The organism is Burkholderia guangdongensis (genome assembly GCF_013403875.1).
Lineage (GTDB): Bacteria > Pseudomonadota > Gammaproteobacteria > Burkholderiales > Burkholderiaceae > Burkholderia > Burkholderia guangdongensis.
This window is the reverse complement of record NZ_JACBNX010000015.1, coordinates 133,235-147,104: the sequence shown is the minus strand read 5'-3', so window position 1 is coordinate 147,104 and position 13,870 is coordinate 133,235. Positions and strand designations below refer to the sequence as shown.

Sequence of the window (13,870 nt, the reverse complement as noted above, 5' to 3'; positions counted from 1 at the left end):
TATCACGGCCGACTGGAGTCGTGCTGCTCATGATTGGAAGGCAGCGATGAACCAGTTCGCTATCCTCTATCAGGATCGATTCGTTCGCCCGTCCGTGTGATTATTCAACCCGCCTTGAACACGGAAATCCTGACACCCCCAAAGTTTCGGGCACTTAAGATCTTGCACGAGGGTGTGAAACTCGGAAGTGCTAAATGTGCAAACAGCTTGGCCCCTGAGTTCAACGGTCTCGATCTTACCGATGGCACGAACCTTGTAGGCCACATCGACAAAGCCCGCGCTCAGCGTTACAGCAAGCTCGGTGATGCGCTTGAGTTCTATCAGGGGCGCCTAAAATTGCCGAACCTCGACAAAGTTCTGCCGCTTCCTCCCGCTCCGTTACCAAAGTGGGACGGTAATGTGCAGAGCCTGATCGACGGCGCGAAAGCCGTAACACCACCTCCCGCACCGAAGCAGGGTGCCGCGCTGCAAGGGCATGAATTCATCCCGCACGGATATCGCGTGTCCTCGCTGTCAGACAGCATGGATCATAGTGACGATCAGCGACAAAACGTCAAACCAATGACTGGTTTTCTATTGCCGTTCACGGATCGTCCGGCAAAAAACGTGTTGCATGCCTCTATGGATGTACCCGCGTCGACCAACATTTCCAGTACCACGTGAACGGAGTGGCACTGATGAAAATTCTCCTATTTTGCAGAGTCATTTGCTTTACCTTGAGCCTGTTTGCTGCAAGCGTGCAGGCCGAGGCATCGTGGATTTCGATCGTCAAAAAAGGTACTGCCAAATCTGATCTACCGCGCTACGAAAAACTGCCGCTCTTCGACCCACATCGAAAGAGCTTTACGTGTGTGTATCAGAATCAGCATGTGCCGCCTGTTGATTCGCAGGCAGAGTTGTGGTTCCAGCAGGCGCTCGCGCTCGACGACCCAGATATCTACTCCGACAAGCGTGACTACCCGAAAATTTACCAGCTATACACTCACGCTGCCGATCGCGGTAGCTGGAAAGCCATGCTCAATCTTGCTTCATTGATTCTAAGTAGTTATCCGGGCGTGCCTCAACATGATCCCGAAATCGCGATTGAATGGGTTGAGAAAGCGATGCGATTAGGCGTACCCGACGCATACGACATAATGGGCGCATATCACCAGAACGGGATGGTCAAGAGGGGCGACGCAACCAGTGCCTATGCATTCTTTCAGCGAGCCGCTGACATGGGCAGTCCGTCAGCAATGACATTTCTCGGAAAGCAGTTGGCTGGCACTTACGATGATCCGGAAGGGGAGTTTTGGGGAAATTTGCCGATTGCAACTCAGATGCTGGAGTGCGCAGTCTCACAAGGTTACGGGCCTGCCGCGTACAAGCTTGGATTTATATATCGGCGCCCCAATACGCCAGACGCCAAAGCACGGGCGCTTCGTGTCCTTCAGGAAGGTGTAAAACTAGGGTGTGCTGACTGTGCGAATGAGCTATCGGTTGAATTCGACGGTATGTTCCTCACTGATGGCACTGGATTGGTTAGTGCCATCGACAAAGCCAGATCAGAACGATACGGCAAGATTGGGGACATGCTGGAACACTATCGAGGCCGCCTGAAACTCCCGAATCTGGATAAGGTTCTTCCATTGCCGCCAGCCCCACTCCCTGAATGGAACGGGGATGTGAAGACACTGATCGACGCCGCGAAGCCCGTCAGTTCACCAGCGACATTGCAGAAAAGCAGCTTGGATAAGGGGCGTTCATCCGTTCCCGACGGCCCAGCGGCCACCGCGCTCGATCGCGGCGCGCTTACAGCGACTGGTACTCAACTGGCCCCGAAGCCGAGATAGCCCGCCCCCTCACTGCCTCGCCGTCCTCGCATTATCCGGCATCGGCTGGTTGTAATTCGTCCGGAACGGATTGATATCGAGCCCGCCCCTCCTCGTATACCGCGCATACACCGCGAGCTTCACCGGCTGGCACGCCTTCAGAATATCGACGAAGATCCGCTCGACGCACTGCTCGTGAAAGCCCGTGTGATTGCGATACGAGATGATGTACCGCAACAACCCCGCATGATCGATCTGCGGCCCGACGTAATGAATCTGCACGCTGCCCCAGTCCGGCTGACCAGTCACCGGGCAGTTCGATTTCAGCAGATCGGACACCAGCGTTTCCTCGACCGGCGCTTCGTCGAGCGCGGCCGTGAGCAGCGACGGATCGGGCTCGTAGATATCGGTATCGAGATCGAGCCGATCGAGCGACAGCCCGTCGAGCTCGTCCATCTGCAGCTTGCGGAAGTCGTGCGGCCCGACGAGCTGCACCGACACACTCGCGCCGCACGCGGCTGACACGTCGCGCTTCAGCGCCTCGCGCACCGCGTCGAACGAATCGAACGCGCTCTGCGCGAACGAGCCGAGATACAGCTTGAACGATTTCGATTCGACGATATTCGGCGATTCGGCCGGCACGAAGAACGTCGCGACCGCGACCTGCGGCTTGCCGCGCGCGTTGAGCCACGACAGCTCGTACGCGTTCCAGATATCGGTGCCGAAAAACGGCAGCGCGGCACCGATGCCGATCTGCTCGCGCGCGCCGGCGCGCGGGATCGGGAACAGCAGCGACGCGTCGTACTGCGACGCGTAGACGGTCGCCTTGCCGAGCGGGGAATGTTCGGGTTGCATGATCACGCTCATTTACGACAGAAACAGGCGATAGGCCGGGTTGCCGCTCTCCTCGAAGTACGGATAGCCGAGCGCCGCGAGGAAGCGGCCGAATTCGGCGTTGTCCGCCTGCGGCACCTGGATGCCGACGAGGATCGAGCTGTAGTCCGCGCCCTGGTTCCGGTAGTGGAACAGGCTGATGTTCCAGTCCGGCGCCATCGACGACAGGAACTTCATCAGCGCGCCCGGCCGCTCCGGAAATTCGAAGCGGAACAGCCGCTCGTCGTGCGCGAGCGGCGAGCGGCCGCCGACCATGTAGCGGACGTGCTGCTTCGACAGCTCGTCGCCGGTCAGATCGACGGCCGTGAAGCCGTGCGCGTCGAAGTTCGCGGCGATCTCGGCCGACTCGCCGCGCCGCTTGATCTGCACGCCGACGAAGATGTGCGCGGACTGCGCATCGGCGATCCGGTAGTTGAACTCGGTCACGTTGCGCTCGCCGACGAGCGAGCAGAAGCGCTTGAAGCTGCCGCGCTCCTCCGGGATCGTCACCGCGAACACCGCCTCGCGCGCCTCGCCCACTTCGGCGCGCTCCGCGACGAAGCGCATCCGGTCGAAGTTCATGTTCGCGCCGGACGTGATCGCGATGAGCGTCTGGTTCTCGATCCCCTCGCGCTCCGCATAGCGTTTCGCGCCCGCGACCGCGAGCGAGCCGGCCGGCTCGAGCACGCTGCGGGTGTCCTGGAACACGTCCTTGATCGCCGCGCACAGCGCGTCGGTGTCGACGGTCACGACTTCGTCCAGATACTCGCGGCACAGCCGGAACGTCTCCTCGCCGACGAGCTTCACCGCGGTGCCGTCCGAGAACAGTCCGACCTCGGTGAGCTCGACGCGCCGGCCGGCATCGAGCGACTGCGCCATCGCGCACGAATCCTCGGTCTGCACGCCGATCACCTTGATCTCGGGGCGCACGGCCTTCACGTACGCGGCGACGCCCGCGGCGAGCCCGCCGCCGCCGATCGGCACGAAGATCGCATGGATCGGGCCCTGATGCTGGCGCAGGATCTCCATCGCGACGGTGCCCTGGCCGGCGATCACGTACGGATCGTCGAACGGATGCACGAACGTGAGCCCGCGCTCCTCCTGCACCTTGAGCGCGTGCGCGTACGCGTCGCTGTACGACTCGCCGGCCTGGATCACCTCGACCGTCGGGCCGCCGTGCGTGCGCACCGCGTCGACCTTCACCTGCGGCGTCGTGACGGGCACGACGATCACGGCCTTCACGCCGAGCCGCGCGGCCGAGAACGCGACGCCCTGCGCGTGGTTGCCGGCCGACGCGGTGATCACGCCGCGCGCGAGCGCGTCGGCGGGGATGTGCGCCATCTTGTTGTACGCGCCGCGCAGCTTGAACGAGAACACCGGCTGGTTGTCCTCGCGCTTCAGGTAGACCGGGTTGCGCAGCCGGTTGGACAGGTTGCGGGCGGGTTCGAGTTCGGTCTCGAACGCGACGTCGTAGACGCGCGCGGTGAGGATTTTCTTCAGATAATCGTGGGGTGCCATGAGCGCTCGCGTGCGGTGCGGATGCGGAACGGTAAAGGGTCAATGATAGCGCCAAGCCCCGGGGTTTCGGGTCCGGCCGTCGGCAACCGGCCGGCCGGACGGCGAAAACGGGGCCGCCGCACGCGACCGTCTCCGGCGCGGGCCCCGTGCGGCGGGCGCTCCGGGGCGTCACGCGATCCTCGATCATGGGTTAGAATTCCGTTTTGAATCAAGGATCGGAAGATGCAGAGGCACCGTCGGATCGTCCATCTGAAGCCGTCGCCGCGCGCAGCCGGGCCCGCGGCGCAACGGCACGCGCGCTGCGCGCGATCGTGTTGACGGATCCGAACGCCGCCAGGCTGTCGGCCCGGGCCTAGCGCTTCAGCGCTTGCTCCGGCCCCATGCAAAGCCCGCGCCCGCTGGCGCGCGCCTGGCAACAGAACAGATTTCCCCAAGATTGCGCCCACGCGCTTTGGCCGCCGCCCGTGACCAGGGGAGCGGCCCTCCGAGTCGTCCAAACATGAACGCACCTCAAGTTTTCGATCCGAACGGCGCGGCTGCCTCCGTCGCCGCCGACCCCGCGCCTCGCCTGCGTGAGATTCCGTACAACTACACCTCGTTCTCCGATCGCGAAATCGTGATCCGGCTGCTGGGCGAGCAAGCCTGGGCCGCGCTCGACGAACTGCGTGCCGAACGCCGCACCGGCCGCTCGGCGCGGATGCTGTACGAGGTGCTCGGCGACATCTGGGTCGTGCGCCGCAATCCGTATCTGCAGGACGACCTGCTCGACAACCCGAAGCGCCGCGCGCTGCTGATCGAGGCGCTGAATCACCGGCTGACCGAGATCGAGAAGCGCCGCCGCGCCGATCTGACCGCGCATCACGACGCGGCGGGCGAGGGGCGCGCGGCGCGCGTGCAGATGCTCGCGGCCGCCGCGCAGCGCGCGGTCGACGAGTTCGCGCAGGAATTCGACAAGCTGGCCGACCTGCGCCGCCGCGCGACGAAAACGCTCGGCCGCTGCACGCAGAAGGACAACATCCGCTTCGACGGCCTGTCGCGCGTGTCGCACGTGACCGACGCGACCGACTGGCGCGTCGAATATCCGTTCGTCGTGCTGACGCCGGACACCGAAGCCGAGATGGCGGGCCTCGTGAAGGCCTGCTTCGAGCTCGGACTGACCGTGATCCCGCGCGGCGGCGGCACCGGCTATACCGGCGGCGCGGTGCCGCTCACGCCGTTCTCGGCCGTGCTCAACACCGAGAAGCTCGAGCAGTTGGGCGCGGTCGAGCTGACCGAGCTGCCGGGCGTCGATCACAAGGTGCCGACGATCTTCTCCGGCGCGGGCGTCGTCACGCGCCGCGTGACCGAGGCGGCGGAAGCGGCCGGCTACGTGTTCGCGGTCGATCCGACGTCGCTCGACGCGTCGTGCATCGGCGGCAATATCGCGATGAACGCGGGCGGCAAGAAGGCCGTGCTGTGGGGCACCGCGCTCGACAACCTGGCCTGGTGGCGGATGGTCGATCCGGACGGCAACTGGCTCGAGGTCACGCGGCTCGAACACAATCAGGGCAAGATCCACGACGTACCGGTCGCGCGCTTCGAGCTGAAGTGGTTCGACGGCGCCGCCGCGCCCGGCGAGAAGCTGCTGCGCACCGAGACGCTCGACATCGAGGGCCGGCGCTTCCGCAAGGAAGGCCTCGGCAAGGACGTGACCGACAAGTTCCTCGCGGGCCTGCCGGGCGTGCAGAAGGAAGGCTGCGACGGCCTGATCACGTCCGCGCGCTGGGTGTTGCACAAGATGCCCGCGCACACGCGCACCGTCTGTCTCGAATTCTTCGGCCAGGCGCGCGAGGCGATTCCGAGCATCGTCGAGATCAAGGACTACCTGTTCGAAACGGCGAAGCAGGGCGGCGCGATTCTCGCCGGCCTCGAGCACCTCGACGAACGCTATCTGCGCGCGGTCGGCTACGCGACGAAGAGCAAGCGCAACGCGTTCCCGAAGATGGTGCTGATCGGCGACATCGTCGGCGACGACGCGGACCAGGTCGCGCACGCGACGTCCGAGGTCGTCCGGATGGCGAACGGCAAGAGCGGCGAAGGCTTCGTCGCGGTGAGCGCCGAGGCCCGCAAGCGTTTCTGGCTCGACCGCAGCCGCACCGCGGCGATAGCGAAGCACACGAACGCGTTCAAGATCAACGAAGACGTCGTGATCCCGATCGACCGGATGGGCGAGTACACGGACGGGATCGAGCGGATCAACATCGAGCTGTCGCTGAAGAACAAGCTGCAGCTCGTCGACGCGCTCGAAGCGTTCTTCCGCACCGGCAACCTGCCGCTCGGCAAGACCGACGACGCGAGCGAGATCCCGAGCGCGGAGCTGCTCGAAGACCGCGTGCAGCAGGCGCTCGAGCTGCTCAAGCGCGTGCGCGCGCGCTGGACGTTCGTGCTCGACAAGCTCGACCTGTCGCTGCGCGAGGCGCAGCATTATCTGGTGCAGCTCGGCTACGAGGGGCTCGCGGAGAAGTTCGCGGACCGTGTCGACATGCAGCCCGGCGCGACGGTGTTCCACGTCGCGCAGGATCGCACGGTGCGGATCTCGTGGAAGAACGAGATCCGCGCGGAGCTGCGCACGATCTTCAACGGCGGCGCATTCAAGCAGATCCTCGACGACGCGCAGGCGATCCACAAGCAGGTGCTGCGCGGCCGCGTGTTCGTCGCGCTGCACATGCACGCGGGCGACGGCAACGTGCACACGAACATCCCGGTGAACTCGGACAACTACGAGATGCTGCAGGATGCGCACGCGGCGGTCGCGCGGATCATGACGCTCGCGCGCTCGCTCGACGGCGTGATCTCCGGCGAGCACGGGATCGGCATCACGAAGCTCGAGTTCCTGACCGACGACGAGATCGGCGAATTCCGCGCGTACAAGCAGCGCGTCGATCCGGAGGGCCGCTTCAACAAGGGCAAGCTGCTCGAAGGCGCGGACCTGCGCAACGCGTACACGCCGAGCTTCGGGCTGATGGGCTACGAATCGCTGATCATGCAGCAGTCCGACATCGGCGCGATCGCCGATTCGGTGAAGAACTGCCTGCGCTGCGGCAAGTGCAAGCCGGTGTGCGCGACGCACGTGCCGCGCGCGAACCTGCTGTACAGCCCGCGCAACAAGATCCTCGCGACGTCGCTGTTGATCGAGGCGTTCCTGTATGAGGAGCAGACGCGCCGCGGCGTGTCGATCAAGCACTGGGACGAGTTCAACGACGTCGCCGATCACTGCACCGTGTGCCACAAGTGCGCGACGCCGTGCCCGGTGAATATCGACTTCGGCGACGTGACGATGAACATGCGCAACATTCTGCGCAAGATGGGCAAGAAGAAGTTCAACCCGGGCAACGCGGCGGGCATGTTCTTCCTGAACGCGACGAATCCGCAGACGATCAACGTGGCGCGCAGCGTGATGATGGGCGTCGGCTACAAGGTGCAGCGCTTCGCGAACGACATGCTGAAGAACGTCGTGAAGAAGCAGACCGCGCATCCGCCGGCGACGACCGGCAAGCCGCCCGTCGTCGAGCAGGTGATCCACTTCGTGAACAAGAAGATGCCGGGCAACCTGCCGAAGAAGACGGCGCGCGCGCTGCTCGACATCGAGGACAACAAGATCGTGCCGATCATCCGCGACCCGAAGACGACGACCGTCGATTCGGAAGCGGTGTTCTACTTCCCGGGCTGCGGCTCCGAGCGGCTGTTCTCGCAGGTCGGGCTCGCGACGCAGGCGATGCTGTGGGAAGCGGGCGTGCAGACGGTGCTGCCGCCGGGCTACCTGTGCTGCGGCTATCCGCAGCGCGGCTCCGGCCAGTACGACAAGGCCGAGCAGATCGTCACCGACAACCGCGTGCTGTTCCACCGTGTCGCGAACACGCTGAACTATCTGGACATCAAGACGGTCGTCGTGTCGTGCGGCACCTGCTACGACCAGCTCGCGGGCTACGAATTCGACAAGATCTTCCCGGGCTGCCGGATCATCGACATCCACGAGTTCCTGCTGGAAAAAGGGATGAAACTCGACGGCGTGAAGGGCATGCGCTACATGTATCACGACCCGTGCCACACGCCGATCAAGACGATGGACCCGGTGAAGCTCGTGAACGAGCTGATGGGTGCGGAGCACGACGGCTACCGGATCGAGAAGAACGACCGCTGCTGCGGCGAATCGGGTACGCTCGCGGTCACGCGGCCCGATATCTCGACGCAGGTCCGCTTCCGCAAGGAAGAGGAGATCAGGAAGGGCGCGGCGAAGTTGCGCGCGATTCCGGTCAGCGCGGGCGATCCGCCGGTGGGCGACGTGAAGATCCTGACGAGCTGCCCGTCGTGCCTGCAGGGGTTGTCGCGCTACAACGAGGACGCGAACATCGAGGCCGACTACGTCGTCGTCGAGATCGCGCGTCAGGTGCTCGGCGAGAACTGGATGGCCGACTACGTCGCGCGCGCGAACAGCGGCGGGATCGAGCGCGTGCTGGTTTGAGCGGGCGGGCGGCATCCGGTGGCGTCCTCTAACGAGCGGGAGCGGCGATGAAATGCGTGTTTTGCAGTGAAGACGGCGGCGCCGTGCTGTGGCAGGACGACGTGCTGCGCGTCGTCCTCGCGACGGGCGAGGCGGAGTATCCGGGCTTCTGCCGCGTGATCTGGAATGCGCACGTCGCGGAGATGTCCGATCTGTCCGACACCCAGCGCGCGCACCTGATGGACGTGGTGGTCGCGGTCGAGCGCGCGGTGCGGCGCGTGATGCAGCCGAACAAGGTGAATCTCGCGAGCCTCGGCAACATGGTGCCGCACGTGCACTGGCACGTGATCCCGCGCTTCTCGAACGACGCGCACTTTCCGCAGCCGATCTGGGCGCCGCGCCAGCGCGGCACATCCGACGCGCTGCTGCGTTCGCGCGCCGCGCAGGCGACGCTGTTGCACGGCGCGGTGCGCGAAGAGATTCAACGTATGACCGATTCAAATTCGAGGCTGAGATGAAACAACCCCCACGCTCCCGTTGGTCGCTGCCCCCCGAGGGGGCGCTCAGCCTCCTTGGGGCGGCCCTGCGGAGGCTGAGATGAGCGGTTTGACTTCCACGACCCCGATTCCGTCGGGCGTCGTCGTGCACGCGGTGTCGCGCGTGCTCGAACTGCAGTATCCGAACGGCGAGCACTACCGGATCCCGTTCGAGCTGATGCGCATCTATTCGCCATCGGCGGAGGTGCGCGGGCACGGGCCGGGGCAGGAGACGCTGCAGACCGGCAAGCGCGACGTAACGATCACCGCGCTCGAAGGCGTCGGCAACTACGCACTGCAGCCGACGTTCTCCGATGGCCATTCGACCGGCATCTACTCGTGGGATCTGCTGTACGAACTGGCGACGAACCAGGACGCGCTATGGCGCGACTATTTCGACAAACTGCAGGCGGCGGGCGTCGATCGCGACGCGCCGATGCCGGCGGCGGGCGCGCCGCACGGCCACTGCCACTGAACGACGGCGCCGCGAGGCGCCGTCTTGCCATTTACTGAGGATCAACGCGATGAGCAAAACCCACTTCGGCTTCGAGTCCGTCGAGGAAAACGAAAAAGCGAAGAAAGTCGCGGGCGTGTTCCATTCGGTCGCGAGCAACTACGATCTGATGAACGACCTGATGTCGGCGGGCATGCACCGCGCGTGGAAGGCGTTCACGATCGCGCAGGCGAACGTGCGGCCGGGCTTCAAGGTGCTCGACATCGCGGCCGGCACCGGCGACCTGACGAAGGCGTTCGCGAAGGCGGCCGGGCCGACGGGCGAGGTCTGGCACACGGACATCAACGAATCGATGCTGCGCGTCGGCCGCGACCGGCTGCTCGACAAGGGCGTCGTCACGCCGTCGCTGCTGTGCGACGCCGAGAAGATTCCGTTTCCGGACCACTACTTCGACGTGGTCACGGTCGCGTTCGGGCTGCGCAACATGACGCACAAGGACGCCGCGCTCGCCGAGATGCGCCGCGTCGTGAAGCCGGGCGGCCGCGTGATGGTGCTCGAATTCTCGAAGGTCTGGGATCCGCTGAAGAAAGCCTACGATCTGTATTCTTTCAAGGTGTTGCCGTGGCTTGGTGACAAATTCGCGAAAGATGCCGAAAGTTACCGGTATCTCGCGGAATCGATCCGGATGCACCCCGATCAGGACACATTGAAAACGATGATGGAACAATCGGGCCTCGACGCCGTCAAATATTACAATTTGTCAGGTGGCGTGGTAGCGTTACACGTCGGAACCAAGTACTGAGGGGGTCTTGCCCTTCAGTTTCATTACATTCTGGAGGGGTTGATGTCCGAAAAGCACCTGTTTTCCAACGATGGCCGGCGGTCGAGACCGTGGGCGCGGCGCATCGGCACCGCGCTGATGGTCGGCCTGCTCGCGGCCGGCACGCTCGCGTCGCTCGACGCGGACGCGAGGCGGCTGGGCGGCGGGCGCAGCATCGGCCGGCAGTCGCAGATGGTCCAGCAGCGGCAGGCGACGCCGCCCGCTCAGCAGCCGATGCAGCAGGCGGCGCCGTCGCAGATGCAGCGGCAGCAGCCGGCCGCGCCGGCGAGCGCCGCGCCGAACCGCTCGCGCTGGCTCGGGCCGATCGCCGGCCTCGCGGCGGGCCTCGGGATCGCGGCGCTGCTGTCGCACTTCGGTCTCGGCGGCGCGTTCGCGAGCATGATGGCGAACGTGATCGTGATCGCGCTGCTCGCCGCGGTCGGCATCTGGCTGATCCGCAAGCTGATGGGCCGCCGCCGCGCACAGGAGCCGGCGTACGCGGCGGGCGCTCGCGGCGCGAGCGGCTATGCGCAGGGCCCGTCGTTCCAGTCCGGGGCGACGAGCGGCTACGCGAGCGAAGCGCAGCGCGTGTTTGGTGGGGGTAGCGGCGGCGGTGCGCAGCCCGCTGCGGCCGCGATGGCCGCGCCGGTCGCTGTACCGCCCGGCTTCGACGCCGACGCGTTTCTGCGCAGCGCGAAAGTGTCGTTCGTGCGGCTGCAGACCGCGTGGGACCAGGGCAATCTCGCCGACATCCGCGAGTTCACGACGCCCGAAATGTTCGCCGAGGTCAAGATCGACGTCGACACGCGCGGCAGCGAAGCGAACCAGACCGACGTCGTGCAGCTCGACGCCGAGCTGCTCGACATCGAGGACCGCGGCGCCGAGCAGAGCGCGAGCGTGCGTTTCCACGGGCTGATTCGCGAATCGGCGAGCGCGAGCGCCGCGCCGTTCGACGAGGTCTGGAACCTGTCGAAGCCGGCCGGCCACGGCTGGCTGCTCGCGGGCATCCAGCAGCTCGACACGCACTGACCGCGCATTGATCGCACATTGGGCGATGCCGCCGCGGCCCCGCACGCGGGCGGGGTGCGCGGCCGATCCGACGTTACAATAGAAACCCGCGCGGGCGTCCTGCCCGCGCGGGTTTTTCTTTCCTAGCCCGATGACCTTTGCCGCCAAGCCTTTTGCTGCCGCCGTCAATCATCTGCTCGCGCGCGAATCCTGGGCGCGCGACCGCCTGATCCCTTACGCGGGCAAAACCGCCCGGATCGCCGTGCCGCCCGTCACGCTGACGTTGCTGGTCCAGCCGGACGGCTATCTGGCCGCGGTCGACGAGCAGGACGCGCACCAGGTCGACGTGTCGATCGCGCTCGCCGGCGACGCGCTCGCCGCATTCGTGCAGGGCGGGCAGGCGGCGGTGATGAAGCAGGTGAAGATCGACGGCGACGCCGAGTTCGCGACGCAGATCGCGAAGCTCGCCGAGCATCTGCGCTGGGAGCCGGAGGAGGATCTCGCGAAGCTCGTCGGCGATGCGGCCGCGCACCGGATCGCGACGTTCGTGCGTGACACCCACGCGCACGCGCGCCGGACCGGCCGCAACGTGATCGACTCGCTGACCGAATACTGGCTCGACGAGAATCCGCAGGTCGTGCGCCGCGCGGCGCTCGCGGATTTCGGCGCGGAGCTCGCGCGCGCGCGCGACGCGCTCGCGCGGGTCGAGAAGCGGGTCGAGCGACTCGAACAAAAAATCGGCGCGCGCGCGGGCAGCGGCCCGCGCGGCGCGCATTGAGGGCGCCGCATGCGCATTTTCCGTTTCATCAAGATCATGTTCACCGTCGTGCGTTTCGGCCTCGACGAGGTGATGCTGTCGCGCATCGAAGACCGGCGCATCAAGCTGCTGCTGCGCCTCACGACGATCGGCCGCCGCTATTCCGATCCGCCCGCGGTGCGCCTGCGCCGCGCGCTCGAAAGCCTCGGCCCGATTTTCGTGAAGTTCGGCCAGGTGCTGTCGACGCGCCGCGACCTGCTGTCGGTCGATTTCGCGAACGAGCTCGCGAAGCTGCAGGATCAGGTGCCGCCGTTCGACTCGACGGTCGCGATCGCGATCGTCGAAAAATCGCTCGGCGCGCCGGTCGACGAGCTGTTCGACGAGTTCGAGCGCACGCCAATCGCGAGCGCGTCGATCGCGCAGGTGCACTTCGCGAAACTGAAGCAGGGCGAGCATACGGGCAAGGCGGTCGCGGTGAAGGTGCTGCGGCCGAACATGCTGCCGGTGATCGACTCCGATCTCGCGCTGCTGCGCGACATCGCGACCTGGACCGAGCGGCTGTGGGCCGACGGGCGGCGGCTGAAGCCGCGCGAGGTCGTCGCCGAGTTCGACAAGTATCTGCACGACGAGCTCGACCTGATGCGCGAAGCCGCGAACGGCAGCCAGTTGCGCCGCAACTTCGCGGGCCTCGACCTGCTGCTCGTGCCGGAGATGTTCTGGGATTACTCGACGTCGAACGTGCTCGTGATGGAGCGGATGTCGGGCGTGCCGATCAGCCAGGTCGAGACGCTGCGCTCGGCCGGCGTCGACATCCCGAAGCTCGCGCGCGAAGGCGTCGAGATCTTCTTCACGCAGGTGTTCCGCGACGGTTTCTTCCACGCGGACATGCACCCCGGCAACATCCAGGTCAGCCTCGATCCGGCGACGTTCGGCCGCTATATCGCGCTCGATTTCGGGATCGTCGGCGCGCTGTCCGACTTCGACAAGAACTATCTCGCGCAGAACTTCCTCGCGTTCTTCAAGCGCGACTACCATCGCGTCGCGACGCTGCACCTCGAATCCGGCTGGGTGCCGCCGGAGACGCGCGTCGAAGAGCTCGAAAGCGCGATCCGCGCGGTCTGCGAGCCGTACTTCGACCGCGCGCTGAAGGACATCTCGCTCGGGCAGGTGCTGATGCGCCTGTTCTCGACGTCGCGCCGCTTTCACGTCGAGATCCAGCCGCAGCTCGTGCTGCTGCAGAAGACGATGCTGAACGTCGAGGGACTCGGGCGCTCGCTCGATCCCGAACTCGATCTGTGGAAAACCGCGAAGCCGTATCTCGAACGCTGGATGGCCGAGCAGATTGGCCTGCGCGGCTGGTACGAGCGCCTGAAGGTCGAGGCGCCGCAGTGGAGCAAGACGCTGCCGCAGCTGCCGCGGTTGCTGCATCACCTGGTCGCGTCGCGTCACGACAGGCCGCAAGCGGCGAGCGACGACCTGATGAAACAGATCCTGCTCGAGCAGAAGCGCACGAACCGGCTGCTGCAGGCGCTGCTGATCTTCGGGCTCGCGGTCGGCGTCGGCGCGCTCGTCGCGCGCGTGCTGCTTGCGCTCACTTACGGCGCGTAACCGAG

General features: G+C 65.4%; 11 protein-coding genes. 9 read left to right on the top strand and 2 right to left on the bottom strand.

Annotation, left to right across the window (positions count from 1 at the left end):
* The first annotated feature begins 207 nt into the window (after positions 1 to 207).
* Together HZI36_RS15780 and HZI36_RS15775 are read left to right on the top strand one after the other, a co-directional pair.
* Positions 208 to 663, top strand: a complete 456-nt coding sequence (locus tag HZI36_RS15780; RefSeq protein WP_425485247.1) for a DUF6396 domain-containing protein — start codon at positions 208 to 210, stop codon at positions 661 to 663.
* Between the two features lie 14 nt (positions 664 to 677).
* Positions 678 to 1,832 (top strand): SEL1-like repeat protein, encoded by a 1,155-nt coding sequence (locus tag HZI36_RS15775; RefSeq protein ID WP_179403582.1) that lies wholly within the window; start codon positions 678 to 680, stop codon positions 1,830 to 1,832.
* 9 nt (positions 1,833 to 1,841) lie between these two features.
* Here the strand turns inward: HZI36_RS15775 and queF are convergent, their stop codons facing one another.
* Positions 1,842 to 2,666 carry an NADPH-dependent 7-cyano-7-deazaguanine reductase QueF gene (gene queF / locus HZI36_RS15770; protein ID WP_179403581.1) on the bottom strand — a complete coding sequence of 275 codons (825 nt, stop codon included), beginning with the start codon at positions 2,664 to 2,666 and terminating at the stop codon, positions 1,842 to 1,844.
* 12 nt (positions 2,667 to 2,678) lie between these two features.
* A complete protein-coding gene (ilvA, locus tag HZI36_RS15765; RefSeq protein WP_179403580.1) occupies positions 2,679 to 4,202 on the bottom strand; it encodes a threonine ammonia-lyase, biosynthetic in 1,524 nt (507 codons plus the stop codon).
* 499 nt (positions 4,203 to 4,701) lie between these two features.
* Between ilvA and HZI36_RS15760 the strand changes: the two genes are divergently transcribed.
* The 7 genes from HZI36_RS15760 to ubiB all read left to right on the top strand — a co-directional run bounded on the left by HZI36_RS15760 (position 4,702) and on the right by ubiB (position 13,865).
* Positions 4,702 to 8,703 carry a DUF3683 domain-containing protein gene (locus HZI36_RS15760; RefSeq protein WP_179403579.1) on the top strand — a complete coding sequence of 1,334 codons (4,002 nt, stop codon included), beginning with the start codon at positions 4,702 to 4,704 and terminating at the stop codon, positions 8,701 to 8,703.
* 47 nt (positions 8,704 to 8,750) lie between these two features.
* Positions 8,751 to 9,200: an HIT family protein gene (locus HZI36_RS15755; protein ID WP_179403578.1), complete on the top strand. Its 450-nt coding sequence runs from the start codon at positions 8,751 to 8,753 to the stop codon at positions 9,198 to 9,200.
* A gap of 79 nt (positions 9,201 to 9,279) precedes the next feature.
* Positions 9,280 to 9,693 (top strand): gamma-butyrobetaine hydroxylase family protein, encoded by a 414-nt coding sequence (locus HZI36_RS15750; RefSeq protein ID WP_179403577.1) that lies wholly within the window; start codon positions 9,280 to 9,282, stop codon positions 9,691 to 9,693.
* Between the two features lie 49 nt (positions 9,694 to 9,742).
* Positions 9,743 to 10,474 (top strand): bifunctional demethylmenaquinone methyltransferase/2-methoxy-6-polyprenyl-1,4-benzoquinol methylase UbiE, encoded by a 732-nt coding sequence (gene ubiE, locus HZI36_RS15745; RefSeq protein ID WP_179403576.1) that lies wholly within the window; start codon positions 9,743 to 9,745, stop codon positions 10,472 to 10,474.
* 42 nt (positions 10,475 to 10,516) lie between these two features.
* Positions 10,517 to 11,521, top strand: a complete 1,005-nt coding sequence (locus tag HZI36_RS15740; protein ID WP_179403575.1) for a Tim44 domain-containing protein — start codon at positions 10,517 to 10,519, stop codon at positions 11,519 to 11,521.
* A 130-nt stretch (positions 11,522 to 11,651) separates the two neighbouring features.
* A complete protein-coding gene (locus HZI36_RS15735) occupies positions 11,652 to 12,278 on the top strand; it encodes a ubiquinone biosynthesis accessory factor UbiJ (RefSeq protein ID WP_179403574.1) in 627 nt (208 codons plus the stop codon).
* A gap of 9 nt (positions 12,279 to 12,287) precedes the next feature.
* On the top strand, positions 12,288 to 13,865 hold the full coding sequence (gene ubiB, locus HZI36_RS15730) for a ubiquinone biosynthesis regulatory protein kinase UbiB (RefSeq protein ID WP_179403573.1): 1,578 nt from the start codon (positions 12,288 to 12,290) through the stop codon (positions 13,863 to 13,865).
* Positions 13,866 to 13,870: the final 5 nt, after the last annotated feature.